This is a genomic window from Flavobacterium sp. N2550, from assembly GCF_025947265.1.
Classification (GTDB): Bacteria; Bacteroidota; Bacteroidia; order Flavobacteriales; family Flavobacteriaceae; genus Flavobacterium; species Flavobacterium endophyticum.
Genome location: NZ_CP110007.1, coordinates 2,209,219 through 2,233,858, shown reverse-complemented (window position 1 = coordinate 2,233,858; position 24,640 = coordinate 2,209,219). Strand labels below are relative to the sequence as shown.

Sequence of the window (24,640 nt, the reverse complement as noted above, 5' to 3'; positions counted from 1 at the left end):
GCTTATAAACAAGTCTTTTACAAAATTAGTGATTTCCTATGGCATGGAAGCCCCTTTTCTCCTTCCCGACAGAAAAATACGCACCTATAGCACTAAATCCCCTATTGAAAACATCTTTTTTATTTTCCATTCAATCAAAACGTAGCTTTATATAGCGCAAAGTTGTTGTCGACATAGTGAATCTGTTCGCATTCAGGAAATAATGCGAGGTACAACCCGAAATGCCTCAATAGTAGGGACTAACAACTTAAAATAAAACAATATGGCTTTTTATACAATTGAATTTGATTATACGGGCAATGCTCCTACGGCATCTAAAACCTATAATTTTTGTATTGATGACTTAGGCTATGATGCCGAAAATGTGCAGCAGGTAGGTCCTATCAAGGTTAAGATTGACGGCTCTTCAAAGGCCAACATCGTAAATGCAATTAATGCTGATTTGCCTAAAACACGTTCTGGAACTACGTATACAGAAGCATCATAAGGCTTGCCTGCCTTATAATGAGTTCTTCTAGCTCCGCAAAAACCTGCAACTGTTACTAGTGGCAGGTTTTTTTATGCCGCTGCGAACCGCTCTTTTCCCCACATTTTTTTTTTTAATGACCTAAAAGACATTTTCTTATCTTTGAAATAAAGAAGTATAACACTGCCTGGTAAACGGCACTCTCTTAATACTATCTAACTATGAATAACTATTATGAATCTTCTTACCTGACTTGGGAACTAACGTCAAATAAAAACCTGGAATTTATTACAGCGGTTTTTGAACATTTAGAATATCTCGAAGAGAATGAGGTCAATACATGGAAGCACGCTGAAACAAGCGACTACTATTTTCAGCAGCGCCCAATCGGCGGCGACAGGCCTTTTCCTATTTTGGATGCCACTCTTTTAGCTACCGACTTGCAAGCCATACTGTCTAGCCACGACCTAGCTCCTGAAGGAGAAATTGTATTTGTAAAAGACCAGCAGCTGGATAACTACCGGCACCAGATTCAAGAGGCCAGCTGTTTCAGCAATCCATCCTATGCTATTTTCTTTAGTTCAGAAAACAACATAGTAAAACAGATCTGGTTTGATTATGATGAAGGGCATTCCGTAGAAAGCAACAGGTTGGCTATGGCTGGGCTATTGCATCATCTAGGCGAAAAGTACGCGCTTGTTTTGGTAGATTGGTATGAAAAACGGGCGATTGACTTATCCAACAAAGAAGCGACGCTTCAGTACCTAAAAGATACTTCGCCCAAAATGGTATAGCATCGCTGGTTTGTAGATTGCGAAAGAACTTCATCGTATGCCACTGCAGTTGGTCTAAAAGCACCCTAATAATGTCCCGATTGCACCTCCCGCGGGAGTAACTATCTCGCTACCTTTGGATTGTAATCAACTAATACAGACAACGATGAGAAAGATCCGAATTTTTGAACACATCTCGCTAGATGGGGTCATAGAACATGATGGAGATTATGCGTATGGTGCCTGGACGACGCCGTATCGGAGTCCTGCCGGAGCGGCAATGCTCTTTGAAGCCTACGGCCCAAACTTTGACCTGCTGCTCGGACGCCATACCTACGATATATTTAGCGGCTTTTGGCCAAATGCTGGAGATTTCCCTATGGCAAATGCCATAAACGCGGCAACCAAATACGTTGCCACGCATAGGCCCGACGGCTTAGAATGGGCCCCTGTGAAGAGTCTAGGCGAAAACCTTGTAGGAGCCATTCGCGACCTCAAGGCAACGAGCGGTCCCGACTTTATTGTCGTAGGAAGCTCGACGCTTACGTCGATGCTGCTTGACAACGGACTGGCAGACGAGGTGGTGCTTATTACCTACCCTGTCTTGCTTGGCAACGGCAAACGCTTGCTGTCCGACAGCATTAATGCCCAAGAACTTGCTTTTGTAGACTCAAAGGCGACCCCTACAGGCTTGCTTATCAATACCTACAAGCATCTGGGGCCGTTAAAAAAATAATCTTCTGCCAGACCCAAAAAGCACTGCCCTATCGATTGCAAAAGCAACTTTGATTGATAGTGATGTAGAAATGATGTAAACTATATTGCCTAAAATATAAAGACAACCCGTACCGAATCCCCTAATTTTGTTTCACCGGATGGGGGTCCGGGGATGAGGGAGAATTGTTTTAAAGTTAAAAAAGGATAGCGTCTTGCTATCCTTTTTTTTATTGGTGTCGTAACAAGCCTGCCTAAAAATCAAAAAAATACATCTTTACATTCCCTTTTTCGTCCTTTTTTTGCCCCTTTTGAGCCAAGGCAAAAAAACAGTTACACCGTAAAACTGACCAGTTACGCCCGTATTTGACCACTTATTACTTTTCGGTTGCGTTTTTACCATCGAACTTTTAGTATTGTATCCAGAAAACAGAAGCTTCTAGCTGCTGCTTTGCTGTCGAAAGACCGTATAGAAAACTTTCGGTATAATGAGCAGGAGGTTTGGCCCTATAGCCCGTCGGTTTAGGGCTGCATCGGTCGGATGCAGGAACGCATCAGGCGCTTGTGGTACAACATCGGTCAGATGCTATACTATATCCCGCCCGTTCCAGACGGTATCTGATGGAATGCTGTACAGCATCGAGCCGATTTCATACCGCATCGAGCTCCTATCAGACAGTATCTGCCACAAGGCGATACAGCACCGGGCAGATAGGATAGCGCACCGAGCAGATGCAGGATAGGTTTCTGGCAAATGCAGACAGCATCTTTAGGGATGCTATAGCACTCCGGGCGGCTGCAATAAAGCATTTCTGTAGGATTCTTATGGAGTTTCAGGCTTTTATGCCTACCTCAATAATGTCTAATTTTAAATTTAATCTTTATGTCAAGAATCAAGATTATTACCTCGTTCGGCAGGTATAATGATGCCAACCTGGAGCAAAAAGCAGAGCTTATTGCAGACAGCATGACCAACAATCCTCATTTTGAAGATCCGGTGCCGGCTATTGCCGACCTTAAGGAAGCGACTATTGCTTTTGATGAAGCCATCATCAAGGCGAAAGAAGGCGGAAAGAGAGAACAGCTCAGGCGAGACGACAAACGAAAAGAATTGATCGTTCTGCTCGACAAGCTGGCGCTGTATGTGCACATGAAAGCCGACGGAGACAAGTCGGCTTTGGCAAGCTCGGGCTTTACGCTCAGCAAGATACCCGAAGCAATAGGCATCTTATCGAAGCCGCAAAACTTTATGGTGCGTGCCGAAAACGCCGGTTCTATAAAACTGAGCATCAAGACCATTCGCGGTGCCAAAAGCTACCAGTATGAATACCGCAAAAAAGGAGAAACAATCTGGCAAATCTGGGTACATACCAAAACCACGCTCCTGCTTACAAACCTCGAAAGCGGCCAGCAGTACGAATTTAGGATAGCCGCCATAGGAGCCGCAATGCAGCGGGTTTATAGTGATGTGATAAGCAGCTATGTACTGTAGTTAGTTGATAGTGGATAGTTTATAGTTGATAGTTGATAGTTTATAGTTTATAGTGGAAAGTTATTAGTTTTTAGTGGAAAATGGATAGTTGTATTTGGGATTTTTGATTTTAGATTTTTGTTTGATGATGGAAAGTTGTAAAGTTAGAAAGTGGAAAAGTGGAAAGCTTTAAATAAACAAATTTATTTATCCGCAGTCACAACTCATAAATCCAAAATCATAAATCCAAAATCATAAATCTAAAATCATACATCATAACTCATAAATCTAAAATCAAAAATCCTAAATATCAAATCCCAAATCCAACTATCCACTAAAAACCATCAACTATAAACCATCAACTATAAACCATCAACTATAAACTATAAACTATAAACTATAAACTATCAACTATAAACTATAAACTATCCACTATAAACTATCCCCTATAAACTATTTTCCCTCTTCCACACACGATGATTACCCATCGCTTCAATAAAGTCCTGCGGCAGATTGCTTTTTGGCACTTCGTTCGTGAATACGCCGTTTTCTTTGCTGTTTTCGTCGGACAGCTTTAGTATAAAATTGGTGTGGTTTAGAAGCGTTATCCCTTCCTTATCGGCAGCTATGGCCTTGCAGTGCTTGTAGGCGTCGTTTAGGAATTCGATGGCTTTTTCTTCTTTGCCCAGTGCCTCTGCGCTTCCTTTTCCGGCCGGTATGAATACGGCATCAAACAATACGGATGAGACAGTGAGCAGGTTATGGTCTACTTTTATCTTTTTAGTATCGCTGCCTGCGATGGCTGTTGCATTGGTGCCTATGATTTTAACGACTGCTTTTTCTTTTGCTAAGGCGGCTTTCATGGCGTTTATCGATTGCGAATCGACACCGTCGGAACATAAAAAGGCTACCACGCGCGACTCGATTGTTTTGGAGTTGGTCTTGTTGTTAATCATGCTCAGGGCATCAGACTTTTGGACAGATGATTTTACGGCTTTAGGCTCGTGCTTGTTTTGGTCGGCATCGGCGCCGATACCTTTGTTCATTGGTTTTTCTGGCTTGTCTGGAACGGCAATCCCTAGACTTGCTGCCACTTTTTGCGCCAGCCCTTTATCTACCTGCGAAAGCAACCCAAGCATTCGGGTACGAATTTCTGGGGTTTCTACCTTGCTCAGCTCAAAGCGAAAGGCATTGATGATATGCTGCTGTTCTACCTCGGTCTGGCTCTCAAAAAACAGCTTCGCCTGGCTGAAATGATCGGAAAAGCTCTCGCTCCTCTCTCTTACCTTGCGGGCATCGATCCTTTCGTTAAAGCTTGCAAAGCCGCCTTCGGCAATCTTGGCTTGATAGGGACAGCCTCCTCCTAGCGAGTTTGGAAAATAACTTACCCTGCCCGTATTGATTTCTTGTCGCATGTGTCCGTCGCGCTGGTTGTTGTGCATCGGAGCAATCGTCCTGTTGATAGGAATCTCGTGGAAGTTAGGGCTTCCTAGTCTGGACAGCTGCGTATCGGTATACGAAAACAGCCTGCCCTGAAGCAAAGGATCGTTAGTGAAATCAATTCCGGGAACCACGTGCCCTGGATGGAAAGCCACCTGTTCGGTTTCTGCAAAGAAATTATCAGGGTTCCTGTTGAGTACCATTTTTCCGATAATGGTAACCGGAACCAGTTCTTCTGGAACCAGTTTGGTAGGGTCTAACAAATCAAAATCATACTTGTGCTCGTCGGCTTCAGGTATTACCTGCACCCCCAGCTCCCATTCCGGAAAGCTTCCGTTTTCGATAGCTTCCCATAGGTCGCGGCGGTGAAAGTCAGGATCATTGCCTGAAATCTTTACGGCCTCATCCCAGACAACGGCATGCGTTCCTAATTTCGGCTTCCAATGGAACTTGACGAAATTCGATTTGTTGTTCTTATCGATCAATCGGAAGGTATGGACCCCGAAGCCTTCCATCATTCGATAGCTTCTCGGAATCGCCCTGTCTGACATTGCCCACATGACCATATGCATTGACTCTGGCATAAGCGAGATAAAATCCCAAAAGGTATCGTGTGCAGACGCGGCCTGCGGAATTTCGTTATGAGGTTCTGGCTTTACGGCATGGATAAGGTCTGGAAACTTTGAGGCGTCTTGAATAAAAAAGACGGGTATGTTGTTTCCGACCAAATCGAAATTGCCTTCTTCGGTATAAAACTTGACGGCAAAGCCTCTTACGTCTCTTGCCAAATCTGTAGAGCCGCGAAAGCCGGCTACTGTCGAAAAGCGCACAAAAACAGGCGTGATGGCATTGGGGTCTTGCAGGAATCCTGCTTTAGAATAGGTACTGGCATCTGCATTGGGCTGAAAGTAGCCGTGTGCGGCAGAACCCCTGGCGTGAACGATACGTTCTGGTATGCGCTCATGGTCAAAATGCGTGATTTTTTCCCTAAGGATAAAATCTTCCAAGAGCGAAGGTCCGCGCTCCCCTGCTTTAAGGCTGTTGTTGTCGTCGTTGATCTTGACTCCCTGGTCTGTGGTCATGAATTGATCGGTGCCATCTGATTTATTTCTGGCTAAATCGTGCTGCTTCTTATTTTCGGCACCGTCCGAATTGGCGTCATTTTTTTTCATAATCCTGGTTTATTTAGTTTTGTTTGCTCTTACTATAAAGTTGGGGTTTTTAACTGTCTCTTTCTTTATAGCATTCTCGACAAAAATTGCAGGATTTGGTAGCTATTGCAATCGCTTCATTTCTAATGCATTTAGTATTCCGGCCGAACTCGCCGTATTATTAAAATAAACAAAGAAGGTTTCGACACCGCTCTTCTTGATTTCATCATGCACTTTCTCGAGTTCTTCTTTGCTGTAGCTGGAATAAAACAATTTCTGGCTGCCGTGGAATCGCAGGTATCCGACACTCGAAGTCTTGATAATACCTTCCGGCAGTTTCGGATAGCGAACGTTACAAAAGACGGCCTTGCTTTTTGAAAAGGCATCGAAGACTTGGCTGTTCCACCAGCTTTCGTTGCGAAACTCTATTACGTTCTTGAATTCGGGTTTTAGGTATCCTAAAATCAGTTGAAGCCTTTCTTCGGTATAGGCGAAACTTGGCGGCAGTTGGAACAATACGCATCCTAATTTGTCTTTTAATCCAGCGTTGCAGACGGCATAGAAATCTTTAATGAGTGCTTCGCAGTCGGCAAACTTTTGGATGTGGGTAATCTGTTTGGGAGCCTTTACGGAGAATGTGAATTCTTCTGGACTCTTTTCGTACCACGATTGGAGGCTCTTGACGGTCGGAAACCTATAAAATGTAGCATTGAGCTCATAGGTAGAGAAATGCTGGCAGTAGAATTGAAACCATTTGCTTTTGGGCAGGTCTTCTGGATAGAATAGGCCTTTCCATTCTGCCGTGTTGTAGCTTGAACAGCCGATCAGTATCGTTTCTTTTTTCATTGGTGCAGTATCTGACAGTTCTCGCAGAAAAAGCTCCTGCGCTTTTTGACTCCGGTATGTTTCTTCAGTATCGGAAGGTCGCACCGTAGGCATTGGGTTTTGGTATGTGCCAGCCAATGCTTCTTGAGCTCGTAGTTTTTTTTCCAGTCTAGGAATTGAAAGCTATAGTTGCGGGCTTCCTCAACAAGCTCATTGATTTTTTTCTTGGGAATCTTTCCCACCAGCGATTCGGGATGGATGCGGACTCTATATAAGACTTCATTCTTGATTATGTTTCCCACGCCCGCAAAAATGTCTTGTTCCAGCAGGGCATCACAGATTAGCTTATTGGGGATTTCTTTCAGTTTTTCTTTCGCTTTTTTCGGATTCCAGCTTTCATTCATCACATCGGCGCTCCAATCGTAATGTGAATTGATGTCGCCCTCCAGAAATTTTATCGAACAGGAATACAAATTGATCTCGCCGTTCGGGAAGGTAAGATTCAACCGTACGGGCGACTCTTTGGCTTCATTGATGCGGTAGGTTCCGAATAGCAGGAAATGGATGCGCAGCGTAAAGTCTTCGAAGCAGACCAGAAAATGTTTTCCCCAGCTCCGAAAAGAGATTACTTTTTGGTGCAGCAGCCGGGATTGGTCGATTTTGCTGTTTCCAAAAACAGCAATGATCTCTTTCCCCTCAAACTGCTGGACTTCTTCTTTTAGAATGACTATGCTTGGACCTTCTGGCATTATTTCTCGGTATTGCTTTAATGACGTACGCTACTTAAAAGTAAGCCCCTTCCCACAATATACTCTTATATGATTTTATCATTTGTTTGTATGTTGTATGAGGTGGACAAGAAACGGCAATCATGAAACATTTTGAAGGATAAGTATAAGCCCAATCGTTTTTTTAGGCAGAAATTAGCTTGCGCCTAATGCACAACACTATGGAAACAACATCAATCATCGGGATATTGGCGGCCTTCTTTACCACAATCGCGAATTTCCCGCAGGCTTATAAGATTATTAAGGAGAAAACAAGCAAGGGCGTGTCGGCAAATACGTATCTCGTATTGCTGACGGGTACTTCTTTATGGGTGATTTATGGAATACTGCAATCGGACTGGCCGTTGATCATTGCAAATGCCATATCGTCTCTGATAAGCATGATCATACTCTTCTTGTCTTGGATTTCAGACAAAAAAATAAAGGGTATTCATAAGGCTTTAAAAGTAGATGATAAATAGGGCTAAAGTTTCAGCAGTTCAAAACGGTTGAGCTGCAAGGAGTTTGTGCTGCCATCTGCTTTCTGGAATTCTACGGTTACAGACTCTTTGTCTTTGGTCATGCCTAGAAATTCGCACCAAAGTTCTGGGGTCATTGCCGTCATGTTTACCTCATTGACTTTTAGAATGACGTCGTTTATTGCCATTCCTTTATTTTTAGCTTCAGAACCTTCCCAAATTTCTACCACAACCAATTTGCCGTCTTCTATGAATGGCGTAAATCCAAACGCAAATTCTTTTTCAAGCGGCAGCGTCTGTTTTGGAACGTAGATTTTCGATTTGTCCCAAGAAATGATGATTTCTTTAAATTGCTTCAGGAATTTGTTTCCTATAAGAATCTGGGAGCTTGGGCTGACACCTAGCCGCTGGTTTGTCAGCGCTATTTCCCCAAAGTAAAGCGAATCTGCCAAGACAGCTATTTCTTCTTGGTTGTTATTGCCGCTCAGTGAAAAAGAGGCCCTGCCATGGCTCTTTCTTGAAATAGCGGTTTTTGGCAATCTTGACTGCTTGTATACGGTATCTGGAAGATCGATATACTTATTATTTCCGGTGTCAATCAAGGCAGGAAACCGGATGCCTCCTGTAATAAGATGTACTATAGGGCTGCCGGAAAAATTGGGCTCGAAGTCTACTGTATTATGCTCAAAGCCTGGCTTTATCTTATCGGTAGAAAAATCGATGGTATGGCTGTCGTAGTTAATCTTCCAGTTGCCAAGCCTCATCATGTTGGTGCCAAAAACGCCATGTATCTTGCTGCAAAATACGGTAGAAAAGGAATCAAGGCTCATTGAGGCACACCCCACCTTTGAAAACGTAACGCCCGATACGCTTAGATTGTCAAGCATAAAAATCGGTGCTTCTGTTTGCACTCCAGCAGCATCAATTAACTTATTTGAGGTCACAGGCTTTAATCCCAACTCTGCGACAAGCTCGGGAGACAGAATGGTTACGGCACCGGTATCGAAAAGAAAATTGTACGTCTTTCCGTTTATCGTAACTGGAATCAGCAATTCGTCATACACGTAATCAAACTTGACAGTAGCATTGAATTTTTTCGGATTGGCTTCGACTGTAAAAAGGTATTTGTCGCGTCTTATCTTTCCTTCTTTGATTTCTTGCTTGGATTGGGCAAAAGCAATTGTGGTAAACAGAAATAATGCTAATCGTTTCATCATCTTAAAAGTGAGTTTACACAAAAATAGGAATCGAAAATTGATTATGAGGGATTCAAGAAGAAATATTTAGGATAGTTGGTAGTGGATAGTTTATAGTTGACAGTTGTTAGTGGATAGTTGGTAGTTGGGTTTGGAGATGTTTTCGGTTTTATCGGAATGCTTGCCTTTGCTTGTAGGTTGCTGCCCTACTCCTCCTACTTTCAACTTTAAGACTTTACGACTTTACAACTTTATGACTTTCAACTATAAACTATAAACTATCCACTATAAACTACATATCATATAAATGCTTAAATTAGCAAGTGCTTCGGGCATTCCCATCTACCAAACATCAATCTAGAATAAACTTTTAGGCTATGGAAAAAAGACTACTGTTTTTCTGTCTGTTGCTACTATCGTGCTATTTAGGCTGGGGACAATCCTCTGAGCTAAAAAACATCCAGGCCTCTCTTCCTAAAATCAAGGACAGCCTGCGTTATGTAGATGCGCTCAACCGAATGGCCACGCTGCTGTATGAAAAGAATGCAGACAGTACTTTTTATTATACCCGAATGGCTCGCGACATTGCCGAGCGGCACCATTACGAACGCGGCAAGGCCGATGCGATGAACAACCTGGGTATCTTTTTTGATATCAAGGGCAACTTTCAGCTGGCTTTAAAGTATTATAACGAAGGATATACGGGCTATAAGAAAATGGTAGATTCCGTCAATTCGGTTCAAGCCTTAATGAACATTGCCATGGTCTATCAAGAAATGGGCAAAGACGATAAGGCAATCCAGCGCTACGATCAGGCGTTTAGGCAGGCAAGACAGCTCCGCACAGACTCCATCCGGTCTTTGGTTATTTATAACTATTTGCTGTCGTATCCTGCCCGTTTCAGTAGAGATTCGACCCGATATTATATTACTATCGCCAAACAAATTGCTGCAAAATACAAAGACAAGCGAACGTTGGTAGCTATAGATCAGCTCATAGCCGATGACCTTATCAGCCATGGCAAGCGCGCCGAAGGCTTGGCGTTGCTAGAGCAAACTATTGCGACAGCCATCGATCAAAAGTTATACTATGTGTCAATGGACATGCACATAGATATAGCACAGCAATTAGAAAAGACCGATCCAGAAAAAAGCGTAACCTATTACAGTCAAGCCTTAGCCATTGCCGAGCACAACGATTACTTATTCTATAGCGAGATCTTGACCCGCAAGCTGTTTGAGTTCTACGACACCCGCGGAGATCATGCCATGGCAGGAAACTACAGCAAAAAGCTCATCGACATTCACGACAAAGAGGCAAAACTAAACAACCAATCGGGTATCGATTATATCGACTATGCGCTCAAAGACGAACAGGTGAAGGCTTTAGAAGGCCGCTATATGTATCAAGTGGCCTTGACTATATTATCCTGCATTGCTTTTTTGCTGGCTGTTTTTATGATTATTTCCATCCGCAAGCATTTACGTCGCAGCAAACAGCAAAACAACCAGATGAAGGAAGCATTGTCTGCACTCGAGCAAAGCCAAGCCGACAATACGCGCATGTTGCGCATTGTAGCACACGACCTCCGCAATCCTATGGGAGGCATCTATTCTGTCACTTCTATGATGCTGGAGGAAAACGACAGGCCCGAGGAAGACCAAATCCTGCTTGACTTGATCAAGACATCGAGCCAGCATTCGCTTGAGCTGGTGGATAATCTTTTGCAATTGCAGTTTAGCAGCGAAGAACTAAAGAAAGAACCGGTAGATATAGCCGAAATGCTAAAATACTGCGTGTCGCTCTTAAACAGCAAGGCAGCAGCCAAAGAACAGCAGCTTAGTTTAGAAGTTATTCCCGCAGTAGTTGCGGCAAGCCGCGAAAAGCTCTGGCGGGTCATCAGCAATCTCATTGCAAATGCCATCAAGTTTAGTCCTAGCGGCACCAGAATCAACATCAAAATGATGCAGAAAGAACACGACATCCGCATATTAGTAAAAGACGAAGGCATTGGCATACCGCCCGAGATGAGCGAAAAGATATTTGATCTTTTTACCGAAGCCAAAAGACCCGGCACTGCAGGCGAGCAGCCTTTTGGTATGGGACTCGCGATTTCAAAGCAGATCGTTGAAGCCCACAAAGGCAGAATTTGGTTTGAAAATAACGAAGCCCGCGGTACTACCTTTATTGTGGATTTGCCTTTCTCTTAAAAAAGAGAAATAGTATACAATTATGAAGGCAATTCTAAGAAACATACTATAAACAGCTAAATATTCGCATTTTGTCCATGAATATATAATAAAACACCTTTATTCTATAACATACGCCCTGTACTTCTGACGTAAATTAGTAACAAGGCTACCCGCCAGTCTCCCCAGACTACCGTTTCAACTTTTAAATACTAATGTATGGCAAAAGATCAATCCCCCTATAAGATCCTACTCATTCAGGATAACGCCGAAGATTTTCAAATCATGCAAAAAATGCTGCATAAGCGAATCTCTTCCCCGATAATTGTCCATGCAACAGATTTTGAGCAGGCCAAAAACGAATTAGCCCATTCCTCTTTCGATATCACATTTCTCGACTTAGACCTACAAGAAAACAAAGAGCAAGACCTAATCTCAGAAATAGGAAAGGTTATCGACCTCTGCAAAGTCATCGTTCTTTTAGATGAAAAATATAGAGATTATGCCCATGAACTCTTGTCGCTGAATATCTCCGACTACATCATAAAAGGAGAGATGAATTCATGGCTCGTCTACAAAAGTATCGTGCATGCCATAGAAAAAAACAAGATACTCCTCACTTTAAAAGAATCGCGGAAACGATATACCGACCTCTTCCAGCTAAGTCCTATGCCTATGTGGATTTATAATGTAGAGACACTAAAATTCCGTACCGTCAATAATGCCGCAATACGGAAATATGGCTATTCTAAAGAAGAATTCGAAGAGATGACGTTAAAAGACATTCGGCCGGCAGAAGATGTACAAAAACTTGATGAAGCCATCGAATTTTTAAGAAACCACGACAAGCTATTTTCAAGCGGCCTCTACCGCCATCAGAAAAAAGATGGAGAAATCATCTATGTCGAATTAGTCAGCAACATCATCTATATAAGCCATGAAAAACATGTGCTTGTAGCCGCTAATGATATTACAGAACGCGTCCGCTATATCCAAGACATTGAAGAAAAAAACAAAAAGTTGCAAGACATTGCCTTCACCCAGTCGCATATTGTCAGGGCGCCGCTTGCCAATATGATGGGCATACTGCATCTCGCCAAGGATATCGATATGAAGTCTCCAGAAGGGACGCAGCTGCTCGAGCATTTCATAACCTGCGGCAACCAGCTCGACAAAAGCATACGCGAAATTGTAGAAAAAGCCAACCAATAGCAAATTGCTAAGTCGATTGATTGTACCTCCGCATTGCAAAATTTTGTATCTTTCGTCTGCCTCGCTCAGGCCTATCAAAATACAGTATCATGCCTTGGAATCCGGAAACATACAATAAATTCAAAGACATACGCTACCGACCTTTCTTTGACCTTGCCGACCTCATAGAACCACTTGAAGCAATGAACGCGATTGATATCGGCTGCGGCACAGGCGAACAGACTTCTTTGCTCGCAGAACGATTTAAAAATTCTAATTTTCTTGGAGTAGATTCATCAGCCGAAATGCTTTCAAAATCAAGTCAATATAAGACCGATCGGCTTCATTTCTGCCTTGCTACCATAGAAGAAACCGCAGAGCTAGATAAAAGATGGGACCTGCTCTTCAGCAATGCTGCCCTGCAATGGTCAGACAACCATCACCAGCTATTCCCGAAACTAATTGCAATGCTCAATCCAGGCGGACAGATTGCAATCCAAATGCCCGTACAAAAAGAAAACGTGCTCAATCAGATACTGCTCGATCTTGTCGACCAAGAACCTTTTAGAACAGCACTCGACGGATGGAAAAGGATATCGCCTCTAGTAAGTATAGACGATTACGCACAACTATTCTTTGAAGGCGGCCTGACGAATATCAACATTATGCAAAAAGTATATCCGATCGTTACAGAAAACCATGATACGCTCTATGATTTTATTTCAGGTTCCGCTCTGATTCCGTACCTCGAACGTCTAGAAGGCGCCGACCAAGAACTTTTTATCGAAACCTTTAAAAAGAAAATTGTAGCGCATTTTCAAAAACTGCCGGCTCTTTATGCCTTTAAGAGAATCCTTCTTTACGGCAAGAAACCCTTATAAATACAAATTATCTTCAAAAAAGTTTTTTTATTGAACACCGTTCATTATATTTGCAATCATAAAAACAGATCATGGGAATCAAAGAGAGAAAAGAAAGAGAAAAGCTTGAAATGAAGGAGATTATCTTGAAAGCCGCCACTGAAATGTTTCTGACACAAGGCTATGAAAAGACATCCATCAGGGCCATTGCCAGCAAAATAGAATACAGCGTAGGAACCATATACCTTTATTTTCAAGACAAGACCGAGATACTGCACTATATCATGCAGCAAGGTTTTGCCCAGATGAACAAGGATTTTGAAAAGCTGGATACCAATGACGATATTATCGTCTATCTAAAAAGGCTTGGACACATCTATATCGAATTTGCTTTTGACAATCAAGAGTATTATGACCTAATGTTCATTATCAAGAAGCCATTAGAGCTTATCAACAGAAAAAAAGAACAATGGGGAAGCGGATTGATTGCTTATGATTTCCTGCTGTCTGTAATGAAAAGATGCGTCGAACAAAAAAGAATACGATACGAAGACCCAGAACTCGCTTCACTCGCTATATGGGGCTACCTGCACGGAATAATAGCCTTGCATATTAGAGACCGTTGCAAAATGTTTGAAGAAGTCAACATGAAAGACTTTTTTATACGATCTTTCGACACCTTCGTAGACAGTATTGCAACATAATTTTTAAACAGCCACAATATGCAATAATTTTCTGCGTTAAAATCATGCCGTACCAACGGTATTTTTTTGGCATCATCAATAAACACTGTTCATTTAATAACATGAGTATACTAATAATTATCATAGTCGCTCGTTGTCTAAAAAAATTTAGACACAAACTAAACACCGCTCATAAAATAAAACCACTTCAATGAAAGCAACTACCACCATCCTAGCCGTAGCGATTTTGGCCATAAGTCCTACCTATGCCCAAAACAATACCGTTGACAGCTACATCCAAAAAGGGCTGAAGGAAAACCTCGCCCTCAAGCAGCAAAATTTCGACCTGCAAAAAGCGTCCTATGCACTAAAAGAAGCCCGCGGACTCTTCTATCCTACGCTCTCTTTCAGGAGCGACTACTTCTATTCCAGCGGAGGGCGTACCGTTGACTTGCCTCTTGGAGATTTAATGAATCCGGTTTACAGCACTTTAAATCAGCTGACCGGAACCAACAATTTCCAAAACATCGCCAACCAGAAATTCAACCTCAATGCCAACGATTTCTACGACCATAGGTTATCGGTAACTCTTCCTTTGGTCAATGCCGAAATCTACATCAGCAACAAAATCAGGAAAGAAGCCATCAACCAAAAACAAGCTGAAGTCATGGTCTATAAAAGAAGCCTTGTAAAAGACATCAAGACTGCCTATTATAACAGCATTATGGCAACCAACCAGATCGAAATATTTAAAAACGCAGCAAAACTGTTGCAGGAAAACTATAAGCTGACCGAATCAAGAGTCAAAAACGGTAAGGCTTTAAAAGGCAATGCGTTGAGAATTCTTTCCGATATCAACGACAATCAGGCAAAATTAGCCGAGGCTGAAAACAACCTGAAAACAGCCAATGCCTATCTTAATTTTTTGACAAATACCGCCCTTACCGACAAAGTAGCCATAGACACGACAGGCTTCCGCTTTTCGAAAACACAAATGAAAACGCCATCTTTTGAAACATCTGGCAGGGAAGAAATAACTGTCTTAAAAAGCGCCCTTACGCAAGCAGAATACAATATCAGTCTAGAAAAAGCCTCCTATTTTCCCACTATAAATACGTCCCTAAATCTAGGATACCAAAACAACTACCTCAAGTTCGACCCAGACGACCGCTACCTGACGGGAATCGTTTCACTCAAATGGGATCTCTTCACCGGCTTCCAGACCCGTAACAGAGTGAAAATTGCCAAAACAGAAGCCACATCGCTAAACACCCAGCTTGATGAAACCGAAAAACAATTCCAATTCCAGCTTACTACCGCCACAAACGAACTCGATACTGCCGAAGCACAATTTAAGAGCGCGAAAGAAAACCTGCAATCCCTCGAAGAATACTACCGCGAAACCAAGGCAAGATACGACCAAGGGCTTGTGCTGTTGGTCGAACTGAACGATGCCTTCACGCAGCTCATCAACGGACAACTGGCATTTGAGCAGTCCAACACCAACGTACTCATCAAACTGGCAGAAGTAGAACGCACCGCTGCCTCTTATCAATTTTAAAACTCAAAAAATAAAAATATGAAACGATACAAACTTATCCCGTTCATGGCATTTGCCCTAATCGTTGCCTGTGGCAAAAAAGAAACAGCGGCCGTTCAAGACGATGCCATCACAATCAAGACGGCAAAAATCATTACAGAAGAATACGCCCGTCCAATTATTTCAAGCGGCATCATCACGTCCGATGTCGAAGCCAACCTTTCCTTCAAAGTAGGTGGTATTATAGAAAAGCTATATGTGCAAGAAGGAGACAGAGTCGCAAAAGGACAATTAATCGCCACCCTCAACACGACCGAAATTGCCGCACAGCTACAACAGTCCAAAAACGACTTCGAAAAAGCACAGCGAAACTATAAGAGAATGGAGAATCTCTACAAAGACAATGCGGCTACAACCGAAGAATTTGAAAACAGCAATACCGCGCTCAGCACCGCAATGCAAGCCTACCAGATTGCAAAATTCAACAAGCAGCATGCTGCCATCTATGCCAACCAATCCGGAAGCGTCATCAAAAAACTGATGAACGAAGGCGAAATTGCCAACGCAGGAACAGCCGTCTATACTATCAATTCCACCAACAACAACGATTGGGTAATCCGACTAGGATTGTCTGACAAAGACTGGGTAAAGCTAAAAAAAGGAGACAAAGCCACCATTACCGCCGATGCTTATGGCGAAAAGGAATTTGAAGCCATAGTTTCAGAAATAGGCGTAGGTGCCAATCCAGAAACCGGAACCTTCTCTGTCAAGCTGAAAATCAATCCGCAAGGCGCTAAATTCGCCAACGGATTAGCAGCAAAAGTCAAGATTCATCCCTCAAATAAAGAACTCCTGCAATTTATTCCAAGTGCGGCCATAGTTGAAGCGAACGAAAATTCAGGAACGGTCTACTCCCTTGAGCCCGACGGCAAGACCATAAAACAGCACAAGATAAAAATTGCCTTCACAGAAAATGACCGCGTAGCCGTGAGCTCCGGATTAGAAAACACAACCACTGTCATTACCGACGGTTCTGCCTATCTCCTGCCCGACTCCAAAATCAAGCTCTCAGGAACCAAATAATACGACACCCCTAAACCCGATACAATGAAAATAGTAAACTTTTCAGTCAAGAATTACCAATTTACAATAGTGGTGTTTCTGCTCGCGCTCGCGCTTGGGCTCAATTCCTTTTTGAACATGCCGAGAGGCGAAGACCCAGTCGTTCATGCGCCTAATTTTCCGATTGTAGCCGTCTATCCCGGAACCAGTCCTGAGGACATGGAAAAACTTATCGTAAAGCCGATAGAAGACAAAATTAACGAACTCAATGATGTCAAAAGAATAAAAACCGAAATCAACGACGGCGTTTCTGTCACTACCGTAGAATTCGACTATGGCGTCAACGTAGATGACAAACACAACGAGGTCGTACGCGAAATCAACAGCCTAAGAGGCATATTGCCCAGCAACCTCCAAAGCCTTGAAGTCGAGCAGATCGATCCCTCCGACGTAAATACTTACCAGATTGCTCTGTTGAGCAACACCGCAACGTACAAACAACTTTATGACAGTGCCGACGAACTAAAAAAACAAATCGAAAAAGTAGGAGCTGTCAAAAAAGTAGAAATCCTCGCCTATCCTGCACAGCAGATTAAGGTCAATGTAGACCTCGAAAAAATCGCCAACAACCACATCGCTCTCGATGCTATAATGAACACCATCCAGGGAGAAGCCGAAAACATTCCGGCCGGAAGCGTAGATGCAGGCGACAAAAAATACAATGTCAAGACCAGCGGCGATTACAAAGACCTCGAAGAAATAAGAAATACAGTCATCAAGACCTCAGGAGAAAGTATCGTTTACCTCAAAGACGTTGCCGATGTCACCATGAGCTACGAAGACGAAACCTACATAGCCCGCTACAACGGAAAACGTGCTATTTTCATAGCCGTAAGCGAGAAAAAAGAAACCAACATTATCAAGAACAATGAAAACATCGCCCCAATAATTGAAAAATTCTCGCACAAGCTTCCTGCCAACATTAAACTAGAAAACACTTTTATCCAAGCCGAAGATGTGGGCCACAGGCTTAACCATTTCTTCAGGGATTTCGGCATAGCCATACTGCTCGTTATTTTCACCCTCACCCCGCTCGGGCTTCGTGCGGCAACCGTCGTGATGATTTCCATTCCGCTTTCCATCGCCATCGGATTGTTCCTCTTAGATTCTATGGGCTATACCATCAACCAGCTTACCATTGTCGGACTCGTGGTAGCATTAGGACTTTTAGTGGATGACAGTATCGTAGTCATCGAAAACATTGAGCGCTACCTCCGAAACGGACATTCTCCCTATCGAGCCGCCATCGATGCCACGCACCAGATTGGTGTCGCTATTATCGGCTGTACCGCCATCCTGATTGTGTCCTTTCTGCCGATAGTATTCCTACCCGAAGTGTCAGGAGATTTTATCCGAAGCATGCCGATGGCCGTAATCACGACTGTATTGGCTTCCCTATTAGTTTCCCTAACCGTCGTTCCATTTTTAGCGAGCCTTATCCTAAAAAGACACAGCCACGAAGAAGGAAACATCGTATTGCGAAAATTACAAAAAGGAATCAACAAAGTCTATAAACCCGTATTGCACCAAGCCTTGGCGAGACCCTATCTTACGATCGGAATCGCCGTTGCCCTGTTCATCGGAAGCATTGCCCTGACAAACGTCGTAGGCTTCAGTCTTTTCCCTAGGTCCGAAAAGCCGATGTTTTTAGTCAATATCGAAACCCCTTTGGGAACCAATCTTTATAAGACTAATGAGATTGCCCGATATGTCGAAAAGACAATCATGCAAGACAAAAGAGCCAAAGCCGTCTATACGAATGTCGGACAAGGAAATCCCCGTATCTACTATAATGTCAATCCGCACAAAGATGCCGCGAATTATGCACAGATCTTCATACGACTGCATGAAATGGATATCGAAGAATTAGAGGGGATCATAGAAAAATTCCGAGCCAAGTTTGAGAACTATTCCGGAGCAAAAATCGAAGTAAAACAGTTCGAGCAAGGACCGCCTATCGAAGCACCCATCGCCATAAGAGTCTTTGGAGACAACCTCGATACCCTGCGCTCTTTGGCCGCAAAAGTAGAAACCGAAATTAAAAACATCGAGGGCGTTATCTATCCTAACAACCTGTTGCAGACTTACAAAACAGACATAAAAGTAAATATCAACAAAGACAGGGCTGCATTAATCGGATTGCCCTCAAGCACTATCGACCAGACCATCCGCATGGGCATCAGCGGCCTGAATGTTGCCGATTATAAAGACGAAAAGGGAGACAATTATAAAATAAACGTATCCGTTAGTCGAGACAAGCACCCAAAGCCCGAAATATTCCAAAAGCTATACATCACGTCGCAAAACGGCAATCTAATTCCGATACAGCAAGTCGCCGACCTGAAATATGAAACCTCAGTACCGCTCATCAAGCACTATGACAAAAACAGATATGCCCTGATTACAAGCGATGTAAAAAACGGATACAATACCCAAGAAACCACCCAGAAGATTCTAGAAAAAATAAATAAGATTCAGTTCCCCGAAGGCTATTCCTATGTAGCCGCTGGAGAACTCGAAAGCAGCCAGGAAAGCTTCGGCGGGCTCGGAACCATTATCCTCATCACTGTTTTCGGATTTATGGCCATCCTGTTGTTAGAGTTCAGGACATTCAAGAGCTCGCTGATCGTCCTGTCTGTTATCCCATTGGGAATTGTAGGTGCCGTGGTCATCTTGTTCTTGACAGGAAACACGCTATCCTTTATGGCAAGCATCGGTATCATTGCCCTGGCAGGAATAGAAGTCAAAAATTCCATTCTTCTCGTCGATTTCACCAATCAGCTCCGCGAAGAAGGTATGGACATTGACCAAGCCATTGAAGTAGCTGGAGAAACCCGTTTCTTGCCCATCATCCTCACTTCTATGACCGCAATTCTGGGATTGGTGCCGTTAGTGCTCGAAAACTCCCCATTCTATTCACCATTGGCATGGGTAATCATTGGCGGACTCATAAGTTCCACCGTCTTGACAAGGTTGGTGACCCCAGTAGTCTACAAGCTGATAGCGCCAAGCATTGCCGTAAAATCATCAGAAGAAACAATGCCGTTCACAAACCACCCTCCCGCAAAATAAACAATCTGTAACATTAACCCCTAAAATTATAAACTATGAAAAATGTTTTTGTGCTTCTCCTCTTGCCCGTCATGTCTGTTTCGGCGCAAACCCAATCCGATTCTATCAAGAAAAGAGCCGGCAAGGCAATTACCAACAAGTTTCCCACCACGCGGTTCCTCGACCTTCAGTACGAGCTGTTTTCAGAAACGGACTATGATTCTGAATACAAAAGAAAAGACCTCGAAGAAGGCACCATCAAAAGCCAAAGAAGATTCAAGGCCGCAATGAACGTACAGCTGATTAAAAAACCAACCTGGTCGATAACCGCATCGGCAAGATACAAGCTGGAATCATTCGACATAGAAAAAGTCAGGAATGTATCAGAAGACTTCCAAGATTTTCCGCTGACCAAAAGTGAAGACTACCACTTTTTCTCTACCTCGCTCAGCTATACCAAGTTCTCGATGCTCTTTAAGAAGCCCGTGATGTTCAATGCCACGGTCACTGCAGACGGCTCAGACGAAGGCTATGAACGAATTACAGGTATGATTCTCACCACCCTCATCCTAAAGAAAAACGAAAGAACTACCATCGGGGCAGGTTTTGTCGCCTTTGTCGATCCCGCTTCTCAATTTCCGGCCCTCCCTGTTTTCACTTACGAACACAAGTTTGCAGGATCCGCTTGGACGCTTGACCTCATCGTTCCACGATATATCTACATGAGAAGGCCGCTGCTCGAAAACGGCAGGCTGTCGTTAGGAAGCGCTTTCGAAAGCGAAGGTTTTTACACCTACACGAGCCAATCTGGTTTTGCCAACGTAAACAGCTTTAGCCGAAACGAAGTCAAGACAGGCTTTATTTATGAATACCACCTCAACAAAAGCCTGATCGCAACCTTTAGAGGCGGCGTTGCCAACATCTTTGGAGGTCAGTTATCTGAACGAGGCGAAAGACGCGACAAAGACAATCTTGAAGTAAAGCAAGATATGAACGGCTATTTCAATATTGGTTTTTCGTATAATCCATTTTAGGACTGTTTGCTTACTATAGTTGAAAAAGCCACTCAAAAGAGTGGCTTTTTCTTTTACTAACGTAGACAAAGAAAAGTGAGATTTGAAAACAGAAGCACGTTTAGTTCAGAATAACTTTTTACCTTCATCCGTTAGAAATGTCTCCGAGGTTGCGATACCTTTGTGTCGATAGGAGTTCTTGACCCTTCCGATGGGAATTTTATATCAACTATCCCCTATTTACGAAACAATAAATGAATTGATTTTGAAGCTACAACTCTCCTATTATCTCAATCAAGATGTAATCTTTTTAGCCAAAGACCTTTTGGGAAAAGTGCTTTTTACCCAAATTGATGGTAAAGTAACCGCAGGCGTAATCGTAGAAACCGAAGCCTATTTTGGCGTGCAAGACAAGGCATCGCATGCCTATGGTGGCCGGCGTACTAATCGGACAGAGACACTCTATAGCGAAGGCGGCGTTTCCTATGTCTATCTGTGTTACGGCATACACCATCTCTTCAATGTCGTGAGTTCTGGTCTGGGAGAGCCCCATGCGGTACTGATAAGAGCTATAGAACCACTCATCGGCATAGAAACCATGGAACTCAGACGGACGATGCCCGCGACAAAAGCCGCTATTTCCTCCGGCCCTGGCTCTGCCGCTAAAGCTTTGGGTATTGATCATTCCTTTAATAAAAAAGAATTAACTGGAGAAGAAATCTGGATTGAAGACCATGGTATTCGCTATACGGCCGATGAAATTGCAGCAGTACCTCGTGTAGGCGTTGCCTATGCACAAGAGCACGCGCTTTTGCCTTGGCGGTTTTTTGTGATAGGCAATAAATATGTGAGCAAGCCGAACAAAGTTCTTTAAACAAGCGCTGTACTCTTAGCTTTATACAAACCCTTATACTAAAAAAGCCCATCTATAATGGGCTTTTTGGCTTGCGGAAAACAGAAAGGTTATCCTTCTACTTGAATAGTGTCGTCCTGATTCGGAAACCTCATGATATAGCCGATTTCTTCTCTTTTCCTACTCGTTGGCCCATAACTAAATTGGATGTTGACGAAACTACCTACTGGCGTGACGTCTAACCTTATATGGCCTAGCGGATTGCCGCCTACACCGACCACCGTAAACTGCATATTGGGTTCTGGCGGCGATACTGTAGTATCTGGTGGTATCGGAATAGCATACCATACAGCCGATTTAGTCAGTTGCAAGGAACTCGATACCCCATTCGGATTGTAGGTGTAGTCTACTACCTCCAAGTCTACAGAAACTAATTTTCTTGCAGTCGGCGGATTGGTTTTTTCGCTATAATTTGCTGTTGCCACAATTTTCAGTCCATTATAAGGGGCTTGGGTATTATTGCCATCAGGTCGCCAGTCGCCCGTATACCAAGTGTTTTCTTCTACATTTTCCATTGTATGTATTTTTAAGTTCGTTAGTAATTGTGTATCGGTTATGATTGTATCGAAATTATTTGTTGATATTTTCCAATGTAAAGCTAAATGCCGGAGACGATTTGCCAGGACCGCCTCCTGTCATTACGATATCCGCACTCGTGATGCCGAACAAGTTGATTTCCGAGTTGATTTGGGAAATAATAGCCGAATTCATCACCTCACCTTCTCGAATCTGAGAAACAACTCCTATATAAATCCTAGGTTGGAATTCAAACACTGCTTTTTGTCCTGGCGCCAAACTTGTTTTGGTAGCCAGCAATTTGCCGTCTTTGTAGCAGTTGGCATTAATAGCGCCTTGTATCAACTGGTTTCTTACTTCAACTTCTGTCGGACTTGTCGCAGGAGTCGAAGACAGTTGGAGGATATCTCCTGAAGTGCTTTTTATCATATCAAAAGCCTGTCCATCATAAGCCGTAAGCAGCGGCGTATAATTTCCATAAGAATCGCTTGCCGATACGCTGAAAAGTAACGGGAAGACAAAAGGATGGTTGTCAAGCCGTCCGCAATTTTCGATTACTTTCCACGCTATGGCAAGTTCTCCGAAATCTTCTGCCACATTTTGTTGAAAAATCACGACACTGCTATTATTGGTATCATTTGATCTGTTGATAAAGTTTAATCTAATTCTGTCCATGTGATTATATTTTACGGATTAAAAAATAGTTGCAAGATTGTTTGTTCTGTTTCGTTTTCATTTTTTTTGTTTTGAAGAAAAGATATTTGGGCATGCTGGATCCTATTCTGTAACGCAATACTACTCTCAAAAATAAAGCAAGAAGAATAGAATGTAACAAAATGCCTATTCTTTGCTATAAGGCCTGCCAAACACAGCATGAATAGCAGGCGCTTTTACAAAATGATTGCCTTCTGCCAAAATACTTTCAATAGATGCCTTCCATCATTTTGCTGTTTTGGGTAATTGAATTATAATTTTGGTTCCTATATTCTCTTGGCTTTCTATCAACAACAGCCCGTTATTTTTCTTCACCATTTCCTTGCACAGCTGCAGCCCTAATCCCGTGCCTACAATCTCGTTTTGCCCTTTTTTCTTGTTGAGCAGTATTGACTCCCGTAGCAGTTCTTCTCGGGTTTCTTCCGGCATGCCTACTCCCAAATCTTCTACGACCAGATGACAAGAATCTGCTGCCCCAGCCTCGCAATATACTTTTATTATGCCCTTTTCTTTAGAAAACTTGATAGCATTGTCTAACAAATTCCTCAAGATAATCTTGACCGAATCCAGATCAGCCTGCACATACATACCCTTCGGAATAGCATATTCAAACGCAATGTTTTTATAGGCCATCAACGGCTTATAATTATATGCTACCTGCTGTACGACCGATGGCAGGTGTATAGCTTCTATATTAAAATACAGCTGCTTGGTCTGCAGCATCGACCAGTTCAGCAAGTTATCCAGCAAATTATAGATGCTATTGGTAATCGAGCTGTTGCTTTGCAGCAGTTTATCCAGTTGGGCCCAGCTCTTCGCTTCCAATTGCTCAAACAACTGCTTATTGCTGGTTTTCAGGGCATTTACAGACGACCTCAAATCGTGGCTCACGATCGAAAATAACTTATCCTTCGTCAGGTTCAACTGATCAAGATCTTTCTTCTGCGATAGTATGATTCGGTTGCTTTTTATCTTTTGCCTAAAGAAATAAGTTCCCGCACCAAACAGCACCATCAAGAAAACAGACGAAAGCAGCAAGGCATTGCGCTCGGCAATCTTCAGTTTGTTCTCCGTTCTCAGCACCTTGATTTCCTTTTCCTTTTCGGTTACCGCATACTCCTTTTCCAGTTCCGCCAGCGCCCATATTTTGTTCTGGTTGTTTAGCGAATCCCTCCAGCTCTCATACTCCTTGCGGTATTCCAATGACCTAGAAAACTGCTTCCGGTTCTCCTCCATCACTGCCATATTTAAGGCCGAGTTCTGTTTTAGCTCAAAGTCTTTGGTTTTTTTAGACAGTTGGTAGGCCTTCTCAAAATACGGTATTGCCTCATTGTCCTTATACTGCGCATAATACAAATTCGCAATGTCCATATACGAACTGACCATCCTAACAGTGTCTTTATCCCTTTCCTGCAGTTCCAAGCTACGGAAGAGGTATTTCTCTGCTTCGGCATACTGCTCGATATGGAAATAAGAAATTCCCAAGTTATGATACAGCGCGCTTGCCTTGAAATCATAACGCTCCTTGTTTGGCAATTCCTCTACTTCCTTGAAATAGTCAATTGC

General features: G+C 43.0%; 21 protein-coding genes. 14 read left to right on the top strand and 7 right to left on the bottom strand.

The features are described 5' to 3' along the window. Positions 1-262: 262 nt before the first annotated feature. From OLM56_RS09810 to OLM56_RS09795, 4 genes are all read left to right on the top strand, one after another. Positions 263-487 (top strand): hypothetical protein, encoded by a 225-nt coding sequence (locus OLM56_RS09810; protein WP_121377266.1) that lies wholly within the window; start codon positions 263-265, stop codon positions 485-487. A 200-nt stretch (positions 488-687) separates the two neighbouring features. Beyond that, complete coding sequence (locus OLM56_RS09805; protein WP_264526831.1) at positions 688-1,260, top strand: hypothetical protein; 573 nt, start codon at positions 688-690, stop codon at positions 1,258-1,260. A 145-nt stretch (positions 1,261-1,405) separates the two neighbouring features. After that, the gene (locus tag OLM56_RS09800) at positions 1,406-1,975 is read left to right on the top strand and encodes a dihydrofolate reductase family protein (RefSeq protein WP_264526830.1); all 570 of its coding nucleotides are present in this window, start codon (positions 1,406-1,408) and stop codon (positions 1,973-1,975) included. A gap of 861 nt (positions 1,976-2,836) precedes the next feature. Beyond that, complete coding sequence (locus OLM56_RS09795; RefSeq protein ID WP_264526829.1) at positions 2,837-3,445, top strand: fibronectin type III domain-containing protein; 609 nt, start codon at positions 2,837-2,839, stop codon at positions 3,443-3,445. Positions 3,446-3,870: 425 nt separating this feature from the next. On the opposite strand, the gene OLM56_RS09790 is transcribed toward OLM56_RS09795, so the two are convergent. The 3 genes from OLM56_RS09790 to OLM56_RS09780 all read right to left on the bottom strand — a co-directional run bounded on the left by OLM56_RS09790 (position 3,871) and on the right by OLM56_RS09780 (position 7,589). Next, positions 3,871-6,036, bottom strand: coding sequence for a catalase (locus OLM56_RS09790; protein ID WP_264526828.1), 2,166 nt, complete (start codon positions 6,034-6,036; stop codon positions 3,871-3,873). A gap of 102 nt (positions 6,037-6,138) precedes the next feature. Then, positions 6,139-6,861 carry a DUF72 domain-containing protein gene (locus tag OLM56_RS09785; protein WP_264526827.1) on the bottom strand — a complete coding sequence of 241 codons (723 nt, stop codon included), beginning with the start codon at positions 6,859-6,861 and terminating at the stop codon, positions 6,139-6,141. Continuing rightward, on the bottom strand, positions 6,858-7,589 hold the full coding sequence (locus OLM56_RS09780; RefSeq protein WP_264526826.1) for an endonuclease: 732 nt from the start codon (positions 7,587-7,589) through the stop codon (positions 6,858-6,860). Before OLM56_RS09780 ends, OLM56_RS09785 begins: the two co-directional genes overlap by 4 nt. Positions 7,590-7,789: 200 nt before the next feature. On the opposite strand from OLM56_RS09780, the gene OLM56_RS09775 reads away from it, so the two are divergent. After that, complete coding sequence (locus OLM56_RS09775) at positions 7,790-8,089, top strand: SemiSWEET family sugar transporter (RefSeq protein WP_121377273.1); 300 nt, start codon at positions 7,790-7,792, stop codon at positions 8,087-8,089. 2 nt (positions 8,090-8,091) lie between these two features. On the opposite strand, the gene OLM56_RS09770 is transcribed toward OLM56_RS09775, so the two are convergent. Then, complete coding sequence (locus OLM56_RS09770) at positions 8,092-9,303, bottom strand: aspartyl protease family protein (RefSeq protein WP_264526825.1); 1,212 nt, start codon at positions 9,301-9,303, stop codon at positions 8,092-8,094. Positions 9,304-9,659: 356 nt separating this feature from the next. On the opposite strand from OLM56_RS09770, the gene OLM56_RS09765 reads away from it, so the two are divergent. The 9 genes from OLM56_RS09765 (at position 9,660) to OLM56_RS09725 (ending at position 21,805) form a co-directional block, all read left to right on the top strand. Further along, positions 9,660-11,492, top strand: a complete 1,833-nt coding sequence (locus OLM56_RS09765) for a tetratricopeptide repeat-containing sensor histidine kinase (protein WP_264526824.1) — start codon at positions 9,660-9,662, stop codon at positions 11,490-11,492. A gap of 198 nt (positions 11,493-11,690) precedes the next feature. Then, positions 11,691-12,683 (top strand): PAS domain S-box protein, encoded by a 993-nt coding sequence (locus OLM56_RS09760; RefSeq protein WP_264526823.1) that lies wholly within the window; start codon positions 11,691-11,693, stop codon positions 12,681-12,683. Between the two features lie 89 nt (positions 12,684-12,772). Beyond that, positions 12,773-13,543, top strand: a complete 771-nt coding sequence (locus OLM56_RS09755; RefSeq protein WP_264526822.1) for a methyltransferase domain-containing protein — start codon at positions 12,773-12,775, stop codon at positions 13,541-13,543. A gap of 71 nt (positions 13,544-13,614) precedes the next feature. Then, positions 13,615-14,226 (top strand): TetR/AcrR family transcriptional regulator, encoded by a 612-nt coding sequence (locus tag OLM56_RS09750; RefSeq protein ID WP_182493856.1) that lies wholly within the window; start codon positions 13,615-13,617, stop codon positions 14,224-14,226. A 190-nt stretch (positions 14,227-14,416) separates the two neighbouring features. After that, the gene (locus tag OLM56_RS09745) at positions 14,417-15,766 is read left to right on the top strand and encodes a TolC family protein (protein WP_264526821.1); all 1,350 of its coding nucleotides are present in this window, start codon (positions 14,417-14,419) and stop codon (positions 15,764-15,766) included. An 18-nt stretch (positions 15,767-15,784) separates the two neighbouring features. Beyond that, on the top strand, positions 15,785-16,828 hold the full coding sequence (locus OLM56_RS09740; protein WP_264526820.1) for an efflux RND transporter periplasmic adaptor subunit: 1,044 nt from the start codon (positions 15,785-15,787) through the stop codon (positions 16,826-16,828). A 24-nt stretch (positions 16,829-16,852) separates the two neighbouring features. Next, on the top strand, positions 16,853-19,939 hold the full coding sequence (locus OLM56_RS09735; protein ID WP_264526819.1) for an efflux RND transporter permease subunit: 3,087 nt from the start codon (positions 16,853-16,855) through the stop codon (positions 19,937-19,939). A 35-nt stretch (positions 19,940-19,974) separates the two neighbouring features. Then, positions 19,975-20,952, top strand: a complete 978-nt coding sequence (locus tag OLM56_RS09730) for a DUF6268 family outer membrane beta-barrel protein (protein ID WP_264526818.1) — start codon at positions 19,975-19,977, stop codon at positions 20,950-20,952. A gap of 244 nt (positions 20,953-21,196) precedes the next feature. Then, positions 21,197-21,805: a DNA-3-methyladenine glycosylase gene (locus OLM56_RS09725; RefSeq protein ID WP_264526817.1), complete on the top strand. Its 609-nt coding sequence runs from the start codon at positions 21,197-21,199 to the stop codon at positions 21,803-21,805. Positions 21,806-21,894: 89 nt separating this feature from the next. On the opposite strand, the gene OLM56_RS09720 is transcribed toward OLM56_RS09725, so the two are convergent. The 3 genes from OLM56_RS09720 to OLM56_RS09710 form a co-directional block, all read right to left on the bottom strand. Then, positions 21,895-22,359 carry a hypothetical protein gene (locus OLM56_RS09720; protein WP_264526816.1) on the bottom strand — a complete coding sequence of 155 codons (465 nt, stop codon included), beginning with the start codon at positions 22,357-22,359 and terminating at the stop codon, positions 21,895-21,897. Positions 22,360-22,414: 55 nt separating this feature from the next. After that, positions 22,415-23,035 (bottom strand): hypothetical protein, encoded by a 621-nt coding sequence (locus tag OLM56_RS09715; protein WP_264526815.1) that lies wholly within the window; start codon positions 23,033-23,035, stop codon positions 22,415-22,417. 264 nt (positions 23,036-23,299) lie between these two features. Beyond that, the gene (locus tag OLM56_RS09710) at positions 23,300-24,610 is read right to left on the bottom strand and encodes a tetratricopeptide repeat-containing sensor histidine kinase (RefSeq protein ID WP_264526814.1); all 1,311 of its coding nucleotides are present in this window, start codon (positions 24,608-24,610) and stop codon (positions 23,300-23,302) included. Positions 24,611-24,640 lie beyond the last annotated feature (30 nt).

Bases quoted from the DNA above. Each gene is read 5' to 3' on its own strand.
- OLM56_RS09810 (WP_121377266.1), top strand. From the start codon at position 263: ATGGCTTTTTATACAATTGAATTTGATTATACGGGCAATGCTCCTACG.
- OLM56_RS09805 (WP_264526831.1), top strand. From the start codon at position 688: ATGAATAACTATTATGAATCTTCTTACCTGACTTGGGAACTAACGTCA.
- OLM56_RS09800 (WP_264526830.1), top strand. From the start codon at position 1,406: ATGAGAAAGATCCGAATTTTTGAACACATCTCGCTAGATGGGGTCATA.
- OLM56_RS09795 (WP_264526829.1), top strand. From the start codon at position 2,837: ATGTCAAGAATCAAGATTATTACCTCGTTCGGCAGGTATAATGATGCC.
- OLM56_RS09790 (WP_264526828.1), bottom strand. From the start codon at position 6,036: ATGAAAAAAAATGACGCCAATTCGGACGGTGCCGAAAATAAGAAGCAG.
- OLM56_RS09785 (WP_264526827.1), bottom strand. From the start codon at position 6,861: ATGAAAAAAGAAACGATACTGATCGGCTGTTCAAGCTACAACACGGCA.
- OLM56_RS09780 (WP_264526826.1), bottom strand. From the start codon at position 7,589: ATGCCAGAAGGTCCAAGCATAGTCATTCTAAAAGAAGAAGTCCAGCAG.
- OLM56_RS09775 (WP_121377273.1), top strand. From the start codon at position 7,790: ATGGAAACAACATCAATCATCGGGATATTGGCGGCCTTCTTTACCACA.
- OLM56_RS09770 (WP_264526825.1), bottom strand. From the start codon at position 9,303: ATGATGAAACGATTAGCATTATTTCTGTTTACCACAATTGCTTTTGCC.
- OLM56_RS09765 (WP_264526824.1), top strand. From the start codon at position 9,660: ATGGAAAAAAGACTACTGTTTTTCTGTCTGTTGCTACTATCGTGCTAT.
- OLM56_RS09760 (WP_264526823.1), top strand. From the start codon at position 11,691: ATGGCAAAAGATCAATCCCCCTATAAGATCCTACTCATTCAGGATAAC.
- OLM56_RS09755 (WP_264526822.1), top strand. From the start codon at position 12,773: ATGCCTTGGAATCCGGAAACATACAATAAATTCAAAGACATACGCTAC.
- OLM56_RS09750 (WP_182493856.1), top strand. From the start codon at position 13,615: ATGGGAATCAAAGAGAGAAAAGAAAGAGAAAAGCTTGAAATGAAGGAG.
- OLM56_RS09745 (WP_264526821.1), top strand. From the start codon at position 14,417: ATGAAAGCAACTACCACCATCCTAGCCGTAGCGATTTTGGCCATAAGT.
- OLM56_RS09740 (WP_264526820.1), top strand. From the start codon at position 15,785: ATGAAACGATACAAACTTATCCCGTTCATGGCATTTGCCCTAATCGTT.
- OLM56_RS09735 (WP_264526819.1), top strand. From the start codon at position 16,853: ATGAAAATAGTAAACTTTTCAGTCAAGAATTACCAATTTACAATAGTG.
- OLM56_RS09730 (WP_264526818.1), top strand. From the start codon at position 19,975: ATGAAAAATGTTTTTGTGCTTCTCCTCTTGCCCGTCATGTCTGTTTCG.
- OLM56_RS09720 (WP_264526816.1), bottom strand. From the start codon at position 22,359: ATGGAAAATGTAGAAGAAAACACTTGGTATACGGGCGACTGGCGACCT.
- OLM56_RS09715 (WP_264526815.1), bottom strand. From the start codon at position 23,035: ATGGACAGAATTAGATTAAACTTTATCAACAGATCAAATGATACCAAT.